The sequence below is a fragment of the Streptomyces viridiviolaceus genome, from assembly GCF_014650995.1.
Taxonomy (GTDB): domain Bacteria; phylum Actinomycetota; class Actinomycetes; order Streptomycetales; family Streptomycetaceae; genus Streptomyces; species Streptomyces viridiviolaceus.
The window spans coordinates 230165-250296 of the sequence record NZ_BMWA01000012.1 but is presented as its reverse complement, the minus strand read 5'-3'; the positions used below and the strand labels follow the sequence as shown (position 1 = coordinate 250296).

The following is a 20132-nucleotide window of genomic DNA, read 5'->3' as shown; positions in this document are numbered from 1 at the left end:
CGGCGCCGGGGGCTGGACCGGGCGGGACGGCCCCGGACGACTGCTGACGAGGCGTACGGGGGCGGGACCGGGAGAGGGCGGGTGCGAACGGCCGGTCTACGGAACGCCCAGTTCGAAGATGACGTAGTGCGCGTACCAGCCCGAGGCGAGCGCCGCCGTCGAGAAGAACACCGCCAGGCTCGGTGTCTTCAGGCGGCTCAGGGCCGCCGCCGGGGCGAGCAGGAGGGGGAATGCGGGCAGCAGGTAGCGCATGGTGTTGCCGAACATCTGCTGGGTGCCGAGGACCGTGATGATCGTCGCCAGGGTGTAGGCGACGAGGACCAGCGGGGGTCGCTTGCGCAGCATCAGGGCGATCAGGAAGGGCAGCGCCAGGACCAGCTGGAGGGAGAGCAGGTCCGGGGTGGAGAAGGCGAAGACGTAGTCGTTGCGGCCGATCGCCAGGTTCCGCAGGACGTCGAAGGTGTAGGCGCCGTAGTCGAAGAAGTGCGCCCAGCCCTCGCGCTGGAGCGTGAAGTACGCCGTGGCCTCGCCCGTGCTGTACCCGACCCAGGCGACGTAGGAGAGGAGGCCCAAGGGGGCGACGAGCATGGCGTACACCGGGCCCCGCACCCCGTGCTCGCGCCGGGTCGAGGGCCGGGCCAGCGTCACCAGCGCGGCGAGGCCCACGGCGCCTATGAGGACGGCGGACGTGGGGCGGTTGAAGCCGGCGACGAAGGCCAGCAGGCCGGCCGTCACCCAGCGCCGGGTCATGACGCAGTAGCAGGTCCAGGCCGCGAGCGCGACGAACACGGACTCGGAGTACACCGCCCACTCGACGCCCGCGCCGGGGGCCACCGCCCACAGGCCCGCCGCGATGGTGCCCGCACGGGCACCGGCGAGGAGGGAGACGACGGCGTAGATCCCGGCGGCGGCGACGAACGACGACAGGACCGAGACGAGGATCCCGGAGCCGTACAGGCCGAGGCCGGTGAGGTCCGAGACCATCCGGATCAGGGACGGATAGAGGGGGAAGAAGGCGACGGAGTTCTGCTGGACCGTGAACAGGCCCTCGGAGTCGAGCCGCACCAGCGCGGGGTGGTACCCGTGCTCGGCGACCTGGAGGTACCACCAGCCGTCCCAGGTGGCCAGGACGTCCCACCAGTGGGCGCCGCCGCCGAAGCGCGGGTTCTTCTCCTGGTAGTCCCCGGCGTACTCCAGCAGCTTTGCGAAGACCAGGAGGCCGACGAGCTTGGTCACGCCGTACAGTGCGAGCGGGGCGAGATAGGGGCGCGCGGCGGGCGGAAGGGTGACGCGCCGGGTCCACGCGGGCCGCCGGGCGGCCCACTTCGCGGACCGGCGTCCGGGCGGTCCGTCTTGTGCGTCGCCCGACGCGTCGGTCACCGTGTCGTCGGCAGCCGTGTCCATGGCCGTCATCCCCCTCAGTCCCCCTCAACCGTCAATTGCTGCCATAAGATCGCACAAGAGTCGCACAGCTGTGCCAGCGGGTAGGGGAGGGGCGGATGCCCGAAGAGCCGCACGAGCCGGTCGTGCTGTCGGTCGTCATACCCATGTACAACGAGGAAGAGGCCCTGCCCGCCCTGGTCAGCAGAGTGCGGCCGGTCCTGACGGAGCTGGGGGTCGCCCACGAGGTCGTCGCGGTGGACGACGGCAGCAGCGACCGCACGGCGGAACTGCTCGCCGCCTTCCGGCTCGGCTGGCCGGAACTGCGCGTCGTGGAGCTGCGCCGCAACTCCGGGCACCAGGCCGCGCTGACCGCCGGCCTGGACCGGGCGGTCGGCGCCTACGTGGTGAGTCTGGACGCCGACCTCCAGGACCCGCCGGAGAAGATCCCCGAGATGCTGGCGCTGGCCCGCGCCGAGAGCCTCGACATCGTCTACGGGGTGCGTGCCGACCGCAGCAGCGACACCGGGTTCAAGCGCTGGACGGCCGGCGTCTACTACCGGCTCATGCGCCGGCTGGCGGGCCCGTCGGTCCCAGCCCAGGCGGGAGACTTCCGGCTGCTCAGCCGGGCCGCCGTGGACGCCCTGAAGGCTCTGCCGGACCAGCAGCGGGTCTACCGTCTGCTGGTGCCCTGGCTGGGCTTCCCGAGCGGACAGGTCACCTACGAGCGGGCCCCGCGCACCGCCGGCCGCACCAAGTACCCGCTGGGCCGGATGATCCGCCTCGCCGTGGACAGCGTCACGGGGTTCTCGGCGGCCCCCCTGCGCATCGCCACCTGGCTGGGTGCCGGTGCCATCGTCGTCTGCCTGGGGCTGCTGGTCTACACGCTGACCGCCTTCGTGCTGGGGCGGACGGTGCCGGGCTGGACCTCGCTCTTCACCGGCGTCGTGTTCATCGGGGCCGTGCAGCTGATCTGCGTGGGGCTGCTCGGCGAGTACGTCGCCCGGATATACACGGCGGTGCAGAACCGCCCGACGTACTTCGTCCGGCACGACACGGCGACGGTACCCGCGCACGCTCCGGCCGGGGGCGCCACCGGCGAGACGGCCACGGATGCGGACCCGGCCTCCGGGGCCGGTGCCGCTGCGGTCGGCGCGGAAAACACCGACTCCGCTCCCGTCGGGGCGGGCGCCGATTCCGCTTCCGCGCGGGCCGCCACCGCCGAGCCGCGGGCCACCGCCTCCGAGCCGCCTGCCGCCGCCGGCGCGCCGGTCGGCCCGCGGAGCGCGGCGGATGCGGAGGGACCGCGGATGCCGGTCCCGCGGGGCTGACCCTGGGGCCGCGCGAGGCCCGTGGTGCCGCGCCCGACGCCGCCCGGGGGGCGGCCCGCGGCACCGGTTCGGCCGATCGTGAGACCGGACAAGTCGACACGAGTCGGGTGCCCCTGCCGGTCCCGCCCATTTGTTTTGACCACAGCGAATGCGATAGGTACGCTCAGACCTTGTGCCTGGGGTGTGCCCTGGCCCTCGTGCGTGCCTTCAACCGCATACAGGGTCGTGACCGGCCACCGTAATCTGCGCCCTTTTCGCCTTGCGGCGGGAGTCTGCGGGATTCGACACACCCGACCGCGTGGGTCGGCGACGTTCCAGGTTAGCTGTACCCATCGGCACACAGAAACCGGAGAAGTAGTGCCTACGATCCAGCAGCTGGTCCGCAAGGGCCGGCAGGACAAGGTCGAGAAGAACAAGACGCCCGCACTCGAGGGTTCTCCTCAGCGTCGCGGCGTCTGCACGCGTGTGTTCACGACCACCCCGAAGAAGCCGAACTCGGCCCTGCGTAAGGTCGCGCGTGTGCGTCTGACCAGCGGTATCGAGGTCACTGCTTACATTCCGGGTGAGGGACACAACCTGCAGGAGCACTCCATCGTGCTCGTGCGCGGCGGCCGTGTGAAGGACCTGCCGGGTGTTCGCTACAAGATCATCCGTGGCTCCCTCGACACCCAGGGTGTCAAGAACCGCAAGCAGGCCCGCAGCCGTTACGGCGCCAAGAAGGAGAAGTAAGAATGCCTCGTAAGGGCCCCGCCCCGAAGCGCCCGGTCATCATCGACCCGGTCTACGGTTCTCCTCTGGTGACCTCCCTGATCAACAAGGTGCTGCTGAACGGCAAGCGCTCCACCGCCGAGCGCATCGTCTACGGTGCCATGGAGGGCCTGCGCGAGAAGACCGGCAACGACCCGGTCATCACGCTCAAGCGCGCTCTCGAGAACATCAAGCCGACCCTCGAGGTCAAGTCCCGCCGTGTCGGTGGCGCCACCTACCAGGTCCCGGTCGAGGTCAAGCCCGGCCGTGCCAACACCCTGGCGCTCCGCTGGCTGGTCGGTTACTCCCGCGCCCGTCGCGAGAAGACCATGACCGAGCGTCTGCTCAACGAGCTCCTCGACGCCTCCAACGGCCTCGGTGCCGCTGTGAAGAAGCGCGAGGACACGCACAAGATGGCCGAGTCCAACAAGGCCTTCGCGCACTACCGCTGGTAGTCGGAACCCCTTCGAGAACCGAGAGAAGACTGAAGCCTTATGGCTACCACTTCGCTTGACCTGGCCAGGGTCCGCAACATCGGGATCATGGCCCACATCGACGCGGGCAAGACGACCACCACCGAGCGGATCCTGTTCTACACCGGCGTTTCGTACAAGATCGGTGAGGTCCACGACGGCGCTGCCACCATGGACTGGATGGAGCAGGAGCAGGAGCGTGGCATCACGATCACCTCTGCTGCCACCACCTGTCACTGGCCGCTGGAGAACGTCGACCACACCATCAACATCATCGACACCCCGGGTCACGTCGACTTCACCGTCGAGGTGGAGCGCTCCCTGCGCGTGCTCGACGGTGCCGTGACGGTGTTCGACGGCGTCGCCGGCGTCGAGCCGCAGTCCGAGACGGTGTGGCGTCAGGCGGACCGCTACGGCGTTCCGCGTATCTGCTTCGTCAACAAGCTGGACCGCACCGGTGCCGAGTTCCACCGCTGCGTCGACATGATCACCGACCGCCTGGGCGCGCAGCCGCTGGTCATGCAGCTGCCGATCGGTGCGGAGGCCGACTTCCAGGGCGTTGTCGACCTGGTGAAGATGAAGGCGCTGGTCTGGTCGGCCGACGCGGCCAAGGGCGAGATGTACGACGTCGTCGACATCCCGGCCACGCACACCGAGGCCGCCGAGGAGTGGCGCGGCAAGCTGCTCGAGGCCGTCGCGGAGAACGACGAGGAGCTGATGGAGCTGTACCTCGAGGGCCAGGAGCCCTCCGAGGAGCAGCTGTACGCGGCGATCCGTCGCATCACCATCGCGTCCGGCAAGGGCGGCGGCACCACCGTCACCCCCGTGTTCTGCGGCACCGCGTTCAAGAACAAGGGCGTGCAGCCCCTGCTCGACGCGGTCGTGCGCTACCTGCCCTCCCCGCTCGACGTCGAGGCCATCGAGGGCCACGACGTCAAGGACGCGGAGAAGGTCATCGCGCGCAAGCCGTCGGACGACGAGCCCCTCGCCGCGCTGGCGTTCAAGATCATGAGCGACCCGCACCTCGGCAAGCTCACCTTCGTCCGTGTGTACTCCGGCCGTCTGGAGTCCGGCACGTCCGTGCTGAACTCCGTCAAGGGCCGCAAGGAGCGCATCGGCAAGATCTACCGCATGCACGCGAACAAGCGTGAGGAGATCGAGTCGGTGGGCGCCGGCGACATCGTCGCCGTCATGGGCCTGAAGCAGACCACCACCGGTGAGACGCTGGCGGACGAGAAGAACCCGGTCATCCTGGAGTCCATGGACTTCCCGGCGCCGGTCATCGAGGTCGCCATCGAGCCCAAGTCGAAGGGCGACCAGGAGAAGCTCGGCGTCGCGATCCAGCGCCTGGCCGAGGAGGACCCCTCCTTCCAGGTGCACACCAACGAGGAGACCGGCCAGACCGTCATCGGCGGTATGGGCGAGCTTCACCTCGAGGTGCTGGTCGACCGCATGAAGCGTGAGTTCAAGGTCGAGGCCAACGTCGGTAAGCCGCAGGTCGCGTACCGCGAGACCATCCGCAAGTCGGTCGAGAAGGTCGAGTTCACCCACAAGAAGCAGACGGGTGGTACCGGCCAGTTCGCCCGCGTCATCATCGCGATCGAGCCGATCGAGGGTGGCGACGCCGCGTACGAGTTCGTCAACAAGGTGACCGGTGGCCGCGTCCCGAAGGAGTACATCCCTTCGGTCGACGCCGGTGCGCAGGAGGCCATGCAGTTCGGCATCCTCGCCGGTTACGAGATGACCGGTGTCCGCGTGACGCTGCTCGACGGTGCCTTCCACGAGGTCGACTCCTCCGAGCTCGCGTTCAAGATCGCCGGTTCGCAGGCCTTCAAGGAGGCCGCGCGCAAGGCTTCGCCCGTGCTCCTCGAGCCGATGATGGCCGTCGAGGTCACCACGCCCGAGGACTACATGGGTGAGGTCATCGGCGACATCAACTCCCGCCGTGGCCAGATCCAGGCCATGGAGGAGCGGGCGGGTGCCCGTGTCGTGAAGGGCCTCGTGCCCCTGTCGGAGATGTTCGGCTACGTCGGCGACCTCCGCAGCAAGACGTCGGGTCGCGCAAGCTACTCGATGCAGTTCGACTCCTACGCCGAGGTTCCGCGGAACGTCGCCGAGGAGATCATCGCGAAGGCCAAGGGCGAGTAACGGACCTGGCGTCCACGCCGTAGGCTTGACTCCGGAGCCTTGAGGGGCAAACAACCGCAAACGCGGGTGTTTGCCCCGGGCCCCGGGTTTTGACAGCAAAGATCACCTGGCGCCGATGAAGCAAGGCGTTCAGAACCACTCCACAGGAGGACCCCAGTGGCGAAGGCGAAGTTCGAGCGGACTAAGCCGCACGTCAACATCGGCACCATCGGTCACATCGACCACGGTAAGACGACCCTCACGGCCGCCATTACCAAGGTGCTGCACGACGCGTACCCGGAGCTGAACGAGGCCACCCCGTTCGACAACATCGACAAGGCTCCCGAGGAGCGCCAGCGCGGTATCACCATCTCCATCGCGCACGTCGAGTACCAGACCGAGGCGCGTCACTACGCCCACGTCGACTGCCCGGGTCACGCGGACTACATCAAGAACATGATCACCGGTGCCGCCCAGATGGACGGCGCGATCCTGGTGGTCGCCGCGACCGACGGCCCGATGCCGCAGACCAAGGAGCACGTGCTCCTGGCCCGCCAGGTCGGCGTTCCGTACATCGTCGTCGCCCTGAACAAGGCCGACATGGTGGACGACGAGGAGATCCTGGAGCTCGTCGAGCTCGAGGTCCGTGAGCTCCTCTCCGAGTACGAGTTCCCCGGCGACGACGTTCCGGTCGTCAAGGTCTCCGCTCTGAAGGCCCTCGAGGGCGAGAAGGAGTGGGTGGACTCCGTCCTCAACCTGATGAAGGCCGTCGACGAGTCGATCCCGGAGCCGGAGCGCGACGTCGACAAGCCGTTCCTCATGCCGATCGAGGACGTCTTCACCATCACCGGTCGCGGTACGGTCGTCACCGGCCGTATCGAGCGCGGTGTGCTCAAGGTGAACGAGGAAGTCGAGATCATCGGCATCAAGCAGGAGAAGACCAAGACCACGGTTACGGGCATCGAGATGTTCCGTAAGCTGCTGGACGAGGGTCAGGCCGGTGAGAACGTCGGTCTGCTGCTCCGCGGCATCAAGCGCGAGGACGTCGAGCGCGGCCAGGTCATCATCAAGCCGGGCACCGTCACCCCGCACACGGAGTTCGAGGCCCAGGCGTACATCCTTTCGAAGGACGAGGGCGGCCGCCACACCCCGTTCTTCAACAACTACCGCCCGCAGTTCTACTTCCGTACGACGGACGTGACCGGCGTCGTGACCCTCCCCGAGGGCACCGAGATGGTCATGCCGGGTGACAACACCGAGATGAAGGTGGAGCTCATCCAGCCCGTCGCCATGGAGGAGGGCCTGAAGTTCGCCATCCGTGAGGGTGGCCGGACCGTGGGCGCCGGCCAGGTCACCAAGATCAACAAGTAAGTTCCGCTTGCTTGTCGGGTCTGCTGACCTGATCTGGCCGTAAGGCCAGGCCAATGGCCTGAAGGGGCCCGCACGACTTCGGTCGTGCGGGCCCCTTCGTCGTTTGTGGCGGGGTGGCTACGAGGTCTCGGGTGTCGGCTGCGGTCCCACCGCCATGAGGAGGAGGACCGTCGCGCGGACGACGACACCGCCGACCAGGGCCGTGAGGAAGCCGTCGACGTGGAGGCCGTAGTCCATCTGGGAGCCGATCCAGGAGACGAGCAGCCAGAGCAGCGTGTCCTGGACGACGCCGATGGTGCCGAGGATGAGCAGCATGATCAGCGGGGCGCCTCTGACGGCGCGCGGATAGCTGTAGATCAGCTGGTTCGCGATGAGGAAGACGGCGCCGGCCAGGACCACTTCCCAGGGCGGCGAGCCGAGTATCGGGGTGATGCCGGAGAGCAGGACGGTGGCGAGGGCCACGCCCAGGTAGGTGCCCAGCAGGCGTCTTCGCTTGTACATGGCGGGATCATGACGGCCGGTCGGCCGGCTGACAAGCCGCGGTCGCCGGCACGCGCAGCCGGGCCCGGGCACCCCCGGTGGGTGCCCGGGCCCGTGGTCGTCGGTCAGGGGGCCGTGTGGCTCACACCCGCTGCCACAGCGCCGGTACGTTCGGCGGCTCCCAGCCCGCCTGGGCCTGGTGGGCCTGGAGGCAGCGGTACGTGGCGCCGCCGTACGTCACCGTGTCGCCGGGCTGGTAGACGGTGCCGGCCGCCCAGGTGCCGCCGCCGGGCGGGGGCTCCTCGGGGCCGCCGTCGTCGGTCGTCCTCAGGGTGAGGCCGTAGTTCTGGAGCAGCGGGTTGATCGGCTGGAAGAAGGTCTCGCCGCCGCTGCTGCAGTTGCCGGAGCCGCCCGAGGTGACGCCCTGTGCCTGGCTGCCGGAGATGTAGGAACCGCCCGAGTCGCCGGGCTCGGCGCACACCGTGGTGCGGGTGACGCCGCTGATGGTGCCCTCGGGGTAGGTCACGCTGGTGTTGAGCTGCTGGACGGTGCCGCAGTGCCAGCCGGTGGTGGAACCGGAGCGGCACACGGAGGCGCCGACGGTGGCCTGCGTGGACCCGGTGACCTGGACGTTCTGACCACCGGCGCCCTTGACGTACGGCGTCGCCGTCCAGTTGGAGTTGGTGGCCACCCACGCCATGTCGCGGCCGGGGAAGACCGAGCCCTGGAAGGTGCCCTGGGCCACGCGGTTGTGGCCGCTCGTCGAGGCACCGGTCCGCCCGCAGTGACCGGCGGTGGCGAAGCCCTGCTGGGTGCCCTTGGTGACGGGGAAGCCGATGGAGCAGCGTCCGCTGTTGTTGATGTAGTACGCCTCGCCGCCCCGCAGGTCGTACAGCGGGCGGGGACGCTCGGCCGTCCGCTCGGTACGGGTGAGGGAGGTGTCGACGCCGGCCGCCTTCAGGAGGGCTCGGGCCGCGGCCGGGCGTACGGCCTCGATGACGACCGCGTTCGTGCGCACGTCGACGTACCAGACCGGCGCGTCGGCGGTGTTCAGGTCGCCGGCCGCCCGGTCCAGGCGGGCCTTGGCCGCGTCCAGGTCGGCCAGCGAGTGGCGTACGACCGCCGCCTCGGCGCCCTGTGCCTCGATCGCCGCGACGTCGGCGGCGTCCGTCGTCGCCACGGTCAGCGTGCCCGACTCGGCACCCCGTACCCAGGCGCCCGCGAAGTCGTCGCCCAGCGACACGCGCAGCCTGCCCGCGGTCGCGCCCGCGTCGGCCTCGTTCACCAGGCGCTGCTGCGCCTGCCGCCGGTCCAGGCCGAGGTCGCGCTGCATGGCGCCGAGCAGAGCGGGCGGGGCGGCGTCGGTACGGAGGGTCTCGGCGGCGGTCGGAGCGGGGGCGGCGGCCGGCCCTGCGCTCGCGGAGCCGCTGAGCCCGGCCACGAGCAGGGCGGCCGTCGCCGCGAGGGCGGCGCCCGCGGCTCTGGCCCGAATGTGCCGCTGGAGCATGGGGGACATGGGGCATCTCCTCGGTTTCGGTGGGGAGGTGCCGAAACCGTAGGGACGGTCAACCGGCCCGCATAAGACGTCGATCGACCCTCTGCCCGGTGTTATGGAACGGGCTGTTGCGGTGCGCCGGCGGTGTCCCGGTGGGTGGCGAGCCACGCGGTGTAGCTGTCGCTGCGGGCCGCCACGCCGGCGTGCGCCATGCGGGCCTGCGCGAGCACGGTGGCGGCTGTGTCCTCGGCCTGCGTCACCACGTGCCAGCCCAGCAGGTGCCGCCAGGCCAGCGGCGTGCCGGTGAGCGGCCGGGTGACGATGCCGGGCGTGGTCGGGAACGTCGCCCGGCACAGCCCGACCGCCCGGCCCACCTGCACCAGGTGCACGAGGGACGAGGTGTCCGTCTCGTACATGCGGCGCGGGGTGAACCCGGCGCGGGCGCAGGAGGCCGTGAAGCAGTCGCCGAAGCAGCCGTCGCCGGGCACGCAGGCCCACTCCTCGCCGGCCAGGTCCGTCAGGTCCACCTCTCGTCGGTGGGCGAGCGGATGCGCCTCGGGCACCATGACGAAGACGGGATCGACCGCCACCTCCCGCCACACCAGCCCCTCGGAGCCGGGGGGCTCGGCGGAACCGCACGTCCCGGCGAGCGCGAAGTCCAGCCGCCCTTCGGCCAGCAGGCCGGCCAGTTCCCGTTCGGACCAGGAGGTGCAGGTCGTCACCCGGGCGTCGGGCGCCGCGTCCGCCAGCCGGTCCACCAGGGCGCCCAGCAGCGGGCCGTGGGTGCCGCCCAGCCGGAAGCACGCCGTCGAGCGCGGGGACCGGGCGAACCGCGCCGCCTCCTGCTGCAACTCGGTCACCGCGGGCAGCACGATCCGGCTGCGCTCCAGCACCAGTTCGCCCAGGGGAGTTGCCCGCACGCCGTGCCGACCGCGCTCGAACAGCTCACCTCCCAGGGCCCGTTCGATCCGCTTGAGCTGTGCGCTCAGCGCGGGCTGCGCGAGACCGAGTGCCGTCGCCGCCCTGGTGAGACTGCCGGCGTCGGCGATGGCCCGGACCGTCTTGAGATGCCGCAACTCCAGCTCCATACGGGGAGCTTGCGACGCAGGAGGGGCTGGGGCAAGAGGTTGGTTCAGACCAGTAACGGACAGTCAGTCGGGGTAGCGCGGGAGGTCGTGGGTCGGGATCGTCCAGTCGGCGATGGTGACGTCCTCGCCGTGGACGAAGTCCTCGCGGGTGGCGTAGCGGGGGCCGTCGGGGGTGGCGTGGCACCGGGTCGGCAGTCGCGGCAGCGTCCTCCGGGCTCTGGCGCGCGGTAGCTGCGGTCGCAGCCGTCGCAGTTCTGGAGCGGGTACCGCGGCGGTGGCGGTGCTGCGGAGGGCCGGAAGGGCGGTGGCGGCGGGAGCATGGCGGTCAGGCGGTGGGCGAGAAGGGCGGCCGGGCGGCGCAGGCCCTCGGGGGGCAGGTCGGTGGTCAGGGCGTGGCGTACGGCGGTGGGGGTGACGTCGCGTTCGAGCCATGCCGCCACGCCGGGGGCCAGGTGGGCCGTGTCGCAGGCGGAGAGGAGGAGGCGGGGGTCGTGGCGGCGCAGGCCGGCGAGGAGGTCGGTGGCCTGCTGAAGGAGGGCGGGGGATTGGGAAGCGGGCTGCGGTACGGCGGGCAGGGCGCGCTTCTTGCGGGGTGCGGGCCGGTCGGCGTGAGGCTTCCGGGCGGGCTCGGGGCGGTGTCGGGGCGCGCCCGGCTGGTTGCAGGAGATCGTGCGGGTGACGATCCGGCCCTCCGGGGTGCGCACGCGCTCGCGGCGCAGGTAGCCGTGGGCCTCCAGTTCGCGCAGGGCGGCGGAGATCCGGGTCGCGCCTTCCTTGAAGCGTGCGGTGAGGGTCTTGATGTCCGCGGGCGTGCCGCTGGGCAGCGACTGGATGTGGACGCCCAGGCCGATCGCCAGCAGGGAGAGGTCCGGGTGCTGGGCGAGGTGGTTGCCGATCACCACGAAGCGGGTGGTGTGGCGGGTGTTCTCGTGGATGACGCCGCCGCCACGGTGACGCGAACGGGTCGGATTGGCCCCAACGGGGGACTGGGCGTGCGGAGGCACGCTAGGGTTTTGGGTACCCATCAGGAAGGGCTCGCTTCCTCGGTGGTCAGGCCCTCGCCTTGGGATGCCAGTCCCGGCGGGGGCCGATGTCTTTGTGCGGTTGTTTGCGCTGAGCGTAGGGGAGTTGGGGGATCGGAAATCCAGCCGAGCCGGTGATGTTCACCCGCCCGGGTGAGTGCGCGCCTCGGGCGGAGGGGTGGGGCTCGGTGGGGTTCTTTCTCCCGTGGTTCTTTCTCGGGAAGGCGCCGGCGGCACCGGAGCCTCAGAAGGTGGGTTCCGGTGGCGTGAGGCGCAGTTCGGCCCAGACGGTCTTGCGCGGGAAGCGGCCCTCGGCTACGCCCCACCGGTCCGCCAGCGCCTCCACGAGCAGCAGGCCACGGCCGGATTCGGCGTCCGGGCCCGGCTGTTCCGGCCGGGGGAGGCGTTCACCGCGTGTGTCGGTCACCTCGATGCGGAGGACGTCGGCGACGACGTAGAGGGTGAGCCGGAAATCGCGTCCCTGTACGCGGCCGTGGGTCGCCGCGTTGACGGCGAGCTCCGCGATGATCTGGCGTGCCGGGTCCGACGGAAGTCCCCAGGCGCGGAGTTGCTCGGTCGCGAGCAGCCGGGCGAGGCGGGCGCCGCGCGGTGTGGGGGAGAGCTGCACGCTGAAGTTGCGGACGGCGGTGGTGAGTTCGGCGGATTTCTGGTTCACGTCACTCAGCGTGGTGGGGTGCGCCTACCGTGAACAGTGACTCTGCGGGTACGTACAGTGACTGTCCGGTGGTTGTCCGGTGTGTCGGGGGCTGTCGGGGCGGTGCGTACGGGTAGGGCGCACTCTGCACAGCCAGCGGCACGACGGAGGGGCACGGGATGGCGGTCGAAGTGGAGACGGGCCGGCTCAGGAGCGAGGCGGACGAGCCGGGGTGGGAGGTGGACCCGGATGACGAGTGGGGAATCGCCGTCATCGCCACGGTGGGGCGGCAGCTGAAGCTGCGGCGCGAGGCGGTGGGGATGCGGGCCGCGGAGTTCGGGGCGGCGGTGGGGTACGGGGAGGATCTCGTATACAAGGTCGAGGGCGGTAAGCGGATTCCCCGGCAGGAGTACCTGGACAGGGCCGACGAGGTGCTGGGCGCGGGTGGGCTCATCGCGGCGACTTGGGAGGACGTGAAGAAGGTCCGGTATCCCAAGAAGGTCCGGGAGCTGGGGAAGCTGGAGGCGAAGGCGGTCGAGATCGGCCTGTACGAGTGCCACATCATCGCGGGGCTGTTGCAGACCCCGGAGCACGCACGGTCCCTGATCGAGGCAGCGCAGCCGCCGTACTCGGCGGACGACGTGGAACGCATGGTGGCTGCGCGCCTGGCCAGGCAGTCGGTCTTCGAACGCGACCCGGCTCCGTCCACACTTCGTGCTCGAAGAGGCGCCGCTGCGACGACCTATCGGGGGGACAATGGCTTGGCGGCGGCAGCTCGAACGACTGCTGGAGGTGGGCCGTTTGAACAACGTCATGCTTCAGGTGATGCCGTTGCACAGCGAGACCCACTCCGGCATGGACGGCAGGATCGAACTGCTGAAGTTCGCGGACGGTACCGCGGTGGGCCGCTCCGACGGTGCCTTCAACGGCCGCCCGACGTCCGATCCCAAGCAACTGCGCATCCTTGAGCTGCGGTATGGGACTATCCGGGCTCAGGCCCTCCCGCCGAGGGAGTCGCTGACCTTCATCGAGAATCTGCTGGGAGAAACATGATCCGCAAGGCCCCCGTCGGGGACGCCTCCGAACTGGCGTGGTTCAAGAGCAGCTACAGCGGCGGCAACGACGGCAACTCCTGCGTCGAGATCGCGATAACCCCCCACACCATCCACGTCCGCGACTCCAAACACACCGCCGGCCCCCGGCTCGCCGTGGACTCGACGGCATGGGCGGACTTCGTGACGTACGTCTCCGAAAGCTGACCATTCGGGTCTCATATGGCGGACGATCCGGGCGGTACCCCTGGCCACGGTGTTTACCTGCGCGTAACACTTAAGTGTCCTGCGCGCGGCAACGGCGCCGAGCGCCCACCACCGGACCGGACCGGAGCGGAGCACACCCGTACCGGTTTCCGGTGTCAGCCGTGCCAGAAAGGGACCCCGTGACGACGCGATCCGACACGAAGACCACCCTCGCCCACCTGCTCGCCGAGATCGAGCACCGCAACCCCGCCCAGCCCGAGTTCCACCAGGCCGTCCACGAGGTGCTGGAGACGCTGGCGCCGGTCGTCGCGGCCCGCCCCGAGTACGCCGAGCCCGGGCTGATCGAGCGGCTGTGCGAGCCGGAGCGGCAGGTCATCTTCCGGGTGCCGTGGCAGGACGACCAGGGCCGGGTCCACGTCAACCGTGGCTTCCGGGTGGAGTTCAACAGCGCGCTGGGCCCGTACAAGGGCGGGCTGCGCTTCCACCCGTCGGTGAACCTCGGCATCATCAAGTTCCTCGGCTTCGAGCAGATCTTCAAGAACGCGCTGACCGGGCTCGGCATCGGCGGCGGCAAGGGCGGCAGCGACTTCGACCCGCACGGGCGGAGCGACGCGGAGGTCATGCGGTTCTGCCAGTCGTTCATGACGGAGCTGTACCGGCACATCGGCGAGCACACGGACGTCCCGGCCGGGGACATCGGCGTCGGAGGCCGCGAGATCGGCTACCTCTTCGGCCAGTACCGGCGGATCACCAACCGCTGGGAGGCCGGCGTGCTGACCGGCAAGGGCCAGGGCTGGGGCGGCTCGCTGATCCGCCCGGAGGCCACCGGGTACGGCAACGTGCTGTTCACGGCGGCGATGCTGCGCGAGCGCGGCGAGGACCTGGAGGGCCAGACGGCGGTCGTGTCGGGCTCCGGGAACGTCGCGATCTACACCATCGAGAAGCTGGCCGCCCTCGGCGCGAACGCCGTGACCTGCTCGGACTCGTCCGGCTACGTCGTCGACGAGAAGGGCATCGACCTGGAGCTGCTGCGGCAGGTCAAGGAGGTCGAGCGCGGCCGGGTCGGCACGTACGCCGAGCGCCGGGGCGCGTCCGCGCGGTTCGTGCCCGGCGGGCGGGTCTGGGAGGTCCCGGCCGACGTGGCGCTGCCGTCGGCGACGCAGAACGAGCTGGACGAGAACGACGCCGCCGCCCTGATCCGCAACGGCGTGAAGGCGGTGTCGGAGGGCGCGAACATGCCGACCACGCCGGAGGCCGTGCACCTGCTCCAGCGCGCCGGGGTCGCCTTCGGCCCCGGCAAGGCGGCCAACGCGGGCGGCGTCGCGGTCAGCGCCCTGGAGATGGCCCAGAACCACGCGCGTACGTCGTGGACGGCGGCGCGGGTGGAGGAGGAGCTGTCGCACATCATGAACGACATCCACACCACCTGCCACGAGACCGCCGAGCGCTACGGCGCCCCCGGCGACTACGTGACCGGGGCGAACATCGCCGGCTTCGAGCGGGTGGCCGACGCGATGCTGGCGCAGGGCGTGATCTGAGCCGGACGTCTTCCGGCCCGTCAGCTGAACCGGAGGAGAACTGGCCGCGAACACTGCGCGGGGCGCAGGCGGCAGGTTGTTCAAAGCACTACCGCTGACGTGAACGCTGTTCTTGTCTGGTCGGATGGTGCGTGGAACGGACAGGGGTACGTCGACACCCGAGCGGGTCGCGGGTCGGGTCATGGGGCGGTTGAAGCAACCGCTTCCGCCGCTCGCGGCGACGGTGTCGGCCGTACCCACCCAGCGGATGCCGAGCCGTGTCGGGGAGGGCAAGCACGCCGCCGCGTCCGGCGGGCGGCGCTCGCGCGGCGGGCGGCTGTACGTCATCGACGGCATCCGCCTGGTCGCCGCCCTGATGGTGGCCGTGCACCACTACGCCGGCACCTGGCGGGTCGACCAGCCGGGCAACGCGATCTGGGACCGGCCGGTGTCGGAGATCATGCCGACGGTGTTCCGCTTGGCCTCCTACGGCTGGATCGGCGTCGAGATCTTCTTCGTGATCAGCGGCTTCGTGATCTGCATGTCCTGCTGGGGCCGGACGCCACGCCAGTTCTTCGTCTCCCGCGTGATCCGGCTCTACCCGGCGTACTGGTTCGCGGTCGCGTTCACCACGGCCGTCCTGATAGCCGTACCCGGAGTGTGGGAACGCCTCCGCCTGCGCGAGGTGCTCCTCAACCTCACCATGCTCCAGTCGGGCTCGGCCGTGCCGAACGTCGACGGCGTCTACTGGACCCTCTGGTCCGAGCTGCGCTTCTACCTGCTCTTCCTGGTCGTGGTCGCGATGGGCCTGACGTACCGCAGGGTCGTGGTCTTCTGCTGCGTGTGGGGCGCGGCGGCGATGCTCGCCCCGGTCTCCGACCTCCACCTGCTGGAGCTGGTCGCCAACCCGGACGGGGCCTGGTACTTCATCGCCGGGCTCGCCCTCTACCTCATGCACCGCTTCGGTCAGGACCTGCTCCTGTGGGGCATCCTCGCCATGGCCTGGCTGATGGGCCAGCTGGAGCTTGGGAACAGGATCGAGGAGGTCGAGCGCGTCTCCGGCTGGCGCGGCAGCGTGGTGATCTTCACCGCCTTCCTGCTCTTCATGGTCGCCGTCGCGCTCGGCTACACCGACCGCATCCGCTGGAAGTGGCTGGTGACGGCGGGCGCCCTGACGTACCCCCTCTACCTGATCCACTACGTGGCGGGCACGACCCTGATCAACCGCCTCCGCGACACGATGGACGCCCGTCTCCTGGTCGCCGTGATCATCGCCGGCTTCCTGGTGCTGAGCTGGTTGGTCCACCGGTGCGTGGAGCGACCGGTGTCGCGGCTGCTGAAGGGCGGGCTGGACACGTCGTTCGCGCGGTTGCGGAACGCGGGGAACGGCTAGGGCCGTTCGGCCGACGCCGTCCGGACGAACCCCGGGCGACGCGCGGAACCGCGCGATGGCACGATGTCGGTCCAAGTGATCGAGCGGGGGAGGCCGGGTACGTCATGGCCCGTTACACCGAGGCGCTGACCGTCGAGCGCGGCGGGTTCCGGATCAAGGTGCCGGAGTCGTGGTGGGAGTTCGACGTGCGGCCGGAGTCGCGGGACGACTCGATCCGGCGGATGGTGGACGAACGGGTGCGGCGGCATCCGGAGCTGGAGAAGTCCCGGGACGCGTACGTCTCCTTCCTCCGCAAGGCGGCGGCCGACGCGTGGAAGTCCGGGGCGCTGTACTGCGGTTGCATGGCGGAGAGCTTCGGCGGTGACACGCCGATCACCGGCTCGGTGACCGTCTCGCTGGTCGGCGGCCGTACCGGCTCGGGCGATCCGCTGCCGACCGACCCCGCCGCCATCGCGGGCCAACTCGCCGTCAAGGAGGCCAAGAAGGAGGGCGACTCCTGGCGGAAGGTGACGACCGTCGACATCCCCGGCGTCGGCCCGGCGGCACGCACGCACGGCATCGAGGACATCCCGGTCCCCGGCGACGCCCTGAACCGCACGGTCCGGGCCGTGCTCATGCAGACGTACATCCCGGTCCCGGGGCAGGAGGGCAAGGTCGCGCTGGTGGCGGGCAGCAGCCAGGTGCTGGACCTCGCGGACTCCTTCTTCGACATCTTCGACGCGATCACGTCGACGTTCCGGTTCACGGGGTGAGGTTCCGGTCGGCCGACCCTTTCCCGGGGCCGAATTACAAGTGCAGGGGCGCCTAACGGAGGCTCGTGTGAATCCGGCCGACATTGGGTTGAAATCTCCGGGAGTTACCACGTTCGGGGGAGTCCCAGACGCATGGCTCTGGTCGTCGGCGCCAGCGAACCTCGACAGGGGGCCGTGCCCCTTTCTGATGATGCAGCGAGGCTGCCTGTCCCCGGAGGAGAGATCCGGCAGTGGTGAACCTCAGCGTATAGAGATTGCTGACCTGCTTTCCTTTGCAGAGAAGTCCCTGCGGTGAGCGCCCCGGTTGTGATCTCCTCCCCTCCATTTGCCGCGTACCGCATCACAACAGGTGAGGGGAACCTCCGGACGCTGCGTCTGGACGGTTCTCTGATCGATCTCAAGCGTTGGCAGTTCCAGGGGGAGCGGGCCGAGCAGCCCACTGCGTTCGGCGCGGAGTGGACCGGTGATCCCAAGGGCCGCAAGGCGGAATTCGCTTCCGACTATCCGGGCGCGCCGATGTTCAGCCGTCGTCTCGCCGATCGGCTCGGCGACCAGCTGGAGAAAGCGGGACGTCTGGTGCCGGTCCGGATCGAGGGGGCAGCGGCCGACGACTACCTCCTCTACGTCGTGGAGCCCCTTGTCGACTGCGTGGACACACGCCGGTCGTCGTAGCCGAAGAAGGCCACCGGGGAGACGAAGAGGATGGTCTTCCGCCCGGAGGCGTATCCGGCCGACCTGCCGGCGTTCCGCGTGCCCGAGTTTCCCGTTGCCGTCTGCTGGAACGGCTGGATGCTGGACCATCTGACGGACCTCCTCGACGACGACGTCGCGGGTCGTCTCCTGTGGTCCTCGGATCCGGCGGCCACGCCCGATCCCGATCCGTGGGGCATCTGACCGAATGCGCGAACGCCCGCTGAGATCCTCCGCAACGAAAACCCGTGGTTCGCGCCGTCTCCCGACGGCATCGCCCCCCCACGTCGACCGGCACCGGGGCCGAGGGGCGTCCGAGAAGCAGTGAGACAACGAGCTCGCCACCGGTACGCCGGGGCCCGGTGGGGTCTGGACGGCGTGATGACGGCTGACCGCTCCCGCGAGCCTTTCACGGTCTACCGCTTGATGCCGAGCCTGGGGGACTTCCGGACCCTGTCCCTGGAGGAGTACGCGCACCGGAGGCTGATCCGCCGGCTGCGCACCGGGGACTCCGCGGACCTGCCGGAGTCTTTCACTGCCGAATGGGTCGGAAATCCGCGTCTGCGAGCGTCCGAATTCCCCTGCGGGTACCCGGGCGCTCCGGTCTTCAGCGGTCGTGTCGCCGGTCTCATGGCCGATGGACTGTCGGCGGCGGGAAGGTACCTCCCCGTCTTCCCGGAAGACGCCGACCCGACGGCAGCCCCTGGGTATCTCCTGTACCTCGTGGGGAAGGTCGTCGACTGCGTGGACCTGCGCAGGTCGTCCAAGCCGAAGAAGGGCACCGGGCAGATGCAGGTGACGGTTTTCCGCCCTGACGCAGTGCCCGCCGGGCTGCCGGCCTTTCGCGTCCCCGAGTTCCCGGGAGCCGTGTACTGGAACGGGTGGGCGGTCGATCGTCTCCGGGACATCCTGGGTCCGGACCTGGAGGCCCGCTTGATCTGGTCGGAGGACGGCACGCTCCCTCCTCACCCCGATCCGTGGGGCTTCTGACATGCGGAGCGACGGAGGCCGTGACGTGACCAGCATGCAAGGGGGAAGCCAGGAGTGATCGTTTTCCGAGGCTGCTGAGCTACCTGCTCGATCAGGTCGACCAGACGTGAGCGGCGCATCTGGCACTGGACTTCGCCCAGCACGTCCTGGACATCGAGCGGGACGAGATCGCGGCGCCAGTGCCGGCCGCTTGCCTGGAGGACATAGAGGCGGCTCACAAGGCGATCGATCTCGGTGACGTGCCCCCCAGGCTGTCCCAAGCGAACGAGCGGCTCTGGGAGGCCGCCGAGCAGTGGGACACCAACAGGTACGTCCTCGCCGGGGGCGCAGGTCTGGCCTTCGACGCAGCGCGGGTCGGCACGCAGCGGATGGTGGACGAGGCGGCCGGGCGTGGCCTGGGCACTCCGATCCTTTGCCTGCACATCGCCTGCATATCGCCCGCCAACTGCAGGCCGAGGCGGTCACCGGTACGCGAAGCGGAACCATGACGGCACCGACGAGCGGCTCGTCGCACGCCGTGCCCGGTGGGAGGAGGCGCGCCGGCAGGTGCGGCACGCGATCGTCACGGAACCCGCCCCGCACGGAGCCACGGGGGAGGCGGCGGGGCCGACCGGGACCGCGGGCACGCCCGGACGCGTCCCCGGGTTTGATCTCCGTCACCCCCGGGGTAATCTCTTCCGCTCGATTGGCGTCCCCGATGCCCCGTATGGCAGACTAGCGGGGTTGCTCGGTCGAGTGCCGATGCTGCGCGCCTCCCGCCGGGAGGACCGGAAGCGAGTCCCACAGTACTCGTCGTCCCTGATCAGGGGCGGACGTACGGGAATCTTCCGGGAAGTGTCAGCGGGGTGCAGACCAGGCACCCGGTGGGTCTTTCGCCCCCGGTCCGCGGTTCCGGAAGGGCCCGCGCTCCCCCAGCAGGGAAGTCCTGGAGAAGGACATCTGTGTCAGCGGGAGTGCGACACGCCCGACCGCGTGGGTCGGAGGAGAAGGGCGGAACGCCGGGTTCCAGAGCGTTTACGAGAGACAGGACTACGAAGTAGCCATGGCGGGACAGAAGATCCGCATCCGGCTCAAGGCCTACGACCACGAGGTCATCGACTCCTCGGCGAAGAAGATCGTCGAGACGGTGACCCGCACTGGTGCGTCGGTCGCGGGCCCGGTGCCGCTGCCCACTGAGAAGAACGTGTACTGCGTCATCAAGTCGCCGCACAAGTACAAGGACTCGCGCGAGCACTTCGAGATGCGCACGCACAAGCGCCTGATCGACATCCTCGACCCGACCCCCAAGACCGTTGACTCTCTGATGCGACTCGACCTCCCGGCCGGTGTCGACATCGAGATCAAGCTCTGAGGCGCGGTGAT

The 20132-nt window shown here is 69.7% G+C and carries 18 protein-coding genes and 2 pseudogenes; 14 read left to right on the top strand and 6 right to left on the bottom strand.

What is annotated here, in order from left to right; all coding sequences use genetic code 11:
• Positions 1-96: 96 nt before the first annotated feature.
• Positions 97-1404: a putative hexosyltransferase gene (locus IE260_RS19810; RefSeq protein WP_189873656.1), complete on the bottom strand. Its 1308-nt coding sequence runs from the start codon at positions 1402-1404 to the stop codon at positions 97-99.
• 95 nt (positions 1405-1499) lie between these two features.
• Here IE260_RS19810 and IE260_RS19805 point away from each other — a divergent pair.
• The 5 genes and pseudogenes from IE260_RS19805 to tuf form a co-directional block, all read left to right on the top strand.
• Positions 1500-2489 (top strand): annotated as a pseudogene (locus IE260_RS19805) (glycosyltransferase family 2 protein); the annotation flags it as partial.
• Positions 2490-3068: 579 nt separating this feature from the next.
• Entirely contained in the window at positions 3069-3440 is a 372-nt protein-coding gene (gene rpsL, locus IE260_RS19800) for a 30S ribosomal protein S12 (RefSeq protein ID WP_003948652.1), read from the top strand.
• A gap of 2 nt (positions 3441-3442) precedes the next feature.
• Positions 3443-3913, top strand: coding sequence for a 30S ribosomal protein S7 (gene rpsG / locus IE260_RS19795; protein WP_003998848.1), 471 nt, complete (start codon positions 3443-3445; stop codon positions 3911-3913).
• A gap of 39 nt (positions 3914-3952) precedes the next feature.
• Positions 3953-6079, top strand: coding sequence for an elongation factor G (fusA, locus tag IE260_RS19790; protein WP_189873654.1), 2127 nt, complete (start codon positions 3953-3955; stop codon positions 6077-6079).
• 156 nt (positions 6080-6235) lie between these two features.
• Positions 6236-7429: an elongation factor Tu gene (gene tuf / locus IE260_RS19785; protein WP_188183951.1), complete on the top strand. Its 1194-nt coding sequence runs from the start codon at positions 6236-6238 to the stop codon at positions 7427-7429.
• 117 nt (positions 7430-7546) lie between these two features.
• Here the strand turns inward: tuf and IE260_RS19780 are convergent, their stop codons facing one another.
• From IE260_RS19780 to IE260_RS19760, 5 genes are all read right to left on the bottom strand, one after another.
• Positions 7547-7930: a phage holin family protein gene (locus tag IE260_RS19780; RefSeq protein WP_189873652.1), complete on the bottom strand. Its 384-nt coding sequence runs from the start codon at positions 7928-7930 to the stop codon at positions 7547-7549.
• 121 nt (positions 7931-8051) lie between these two features.
• Positions 8052-9416 (bottom strand): carbohydrate-binding protein, encoded by a 1365-nt coding sequence (locus IE260_RS19775; RefSeq protein ID WP_189873692.1) that lies wholly within the window; start codon positions 9414-9416, stop codon positions 8052-8054.
• Positions 9417-9517: 101 nt separating this feature from the next.
• Entirely contained in the window at positions 9518-10492 is a 975-nt protein-coding gene (locus IE260_RS19770; RefSeq protein ID WP_189873650.1) for a LysR family transcriptional regulator, read from the bottom strand.
• Positions 10493-10536: 44 nt separating this feature from the next.
• A complete protein-coding gene (locus IE260_RS19765) occupies positions 10537-11517 on the bottom strand; it encodes a helix-turn-helix domain-containing protein (protein WP_229880898.1) in 981 nt (326 codons plus the stop codon).
• 241 nt (positions 11518-11758) lie between these two features.
• Positions 11759-12190, bottom strand: a complete 432-nt coding sequence (locus tag IE260_RS19760) for an ATP-binding protein (RefSeq protein ID WP_189873648.1) — start codon at positions 12188-12190, stop codon at positions 11759-11761.
• A gap of 158 nt (positions 12191-12348) precedes the next feature.
• Between IE260_RS19760 and IE260_RS19755 the strand changes: the two are divergent.
• The 9 genes and pseudogenes from IE260_RS19755 to rpsJ all read left to right on the top strand — a co-directional run bounded on the left by IE260_RS19755 (position 12349) and on the right by rpsJ (position 20121).
• Positions 12349-13222 (top strand): annotated as a pseudogene (locus tag IE260_RS19755) (helix-turn-helix domain-containing protein).
• Positions 13219-13428 carry a DUF397 domain-containing protein gene (locus IE260_RS19750; RefSeq protein ID WP_189873646.1) on the top strand — a complete coding sequence of 70 codons (210 nt, stop codon included), beginning with the start codon at positions 13219-13221 and terminating at the stop codon, positions 13426-13428. The pseudogene IE260_RS19755 and the gene IE260_RS19750 overlap by 4 nt, the downstream one beginning before the upstream one ends.
• A 179-nt stretch (positions 13429-13607) precedes the next feature.
• The gene (gene gdhA / locus IE260_RS19745; RefSeq protein WP_189873645.1) at positions 13608-14966 is read left to right on the top strand and encodes an NADP-specific glutamate dehydrogenase; all 1359 of its coding nucleotides are present in this window, start codon (positions 13608-13610) and stop codon (positions 14964-14966) included.
• Between the two features lie 247 nt (positions 14967-15213).
• Entirely contained in the window at positions 15214-16338 is a 1125-nt protein-coding gene (locus tag IE260_RS19740; protein WP_229880896.1) for an acyltransferase family protein, read from the top strand.
• 104 nt (positions 16339-16442) lie between these two features.
• A complete protein-coding gene (locus IE260_RS19735) occupies positions 16443-17090 on the top strand; it encodes a hypothetical protein (protein WP_189873641.1) in 648 nt (215 codons plus the stop codon).
• 291 nt (positions 17091-17381) lie between these two features.
• Entirely contained in the window at positions 17382-17762 is a 381-nt protein-coding gene (locus IE260_RS19730) for a hypothetical protein (RefSeq protein ID WP_189873639.1), read from the top strand.
• Between the two features lie 30 nt (positions 17763-17792).
• On the top strand, positions 17793-17984 hold the full coding sequence (locus IE260_RS19725) for a hypothetical protein (RefSeq protein ID WP_189873637.1): 192 nt from the start codon (positions 17793-17795) through the stop codon (positions 17982-17984).
• 426 nt (positions 17985-18410) lie between these two features.
• Positions 18411-18770: a hypothetical protein gene (locus tag IE260_RS41715; protein ID WP_229880894.1), complete on the top strand. Its 360-nt coding sequence runs from the start codon at positions 18411-18413 to the stop codon at positions 18768-18770.
• A gap of 1042 nt (positions 18771-19812) precedes the next feature.
• On the top strand, positions 19813-20121 hold the full coding sequence (gene rpsJ / locus IE260_RS19715; protein ID WP_003948644.1) for a 30S ribosomal protein S10: 309 nt from the start codon (positions 19813-19815) through the stop codon (positions 20119-20121).
• The last annotated feature ends 11 nt before the right edge of the window (positions 20122-20132 follow it).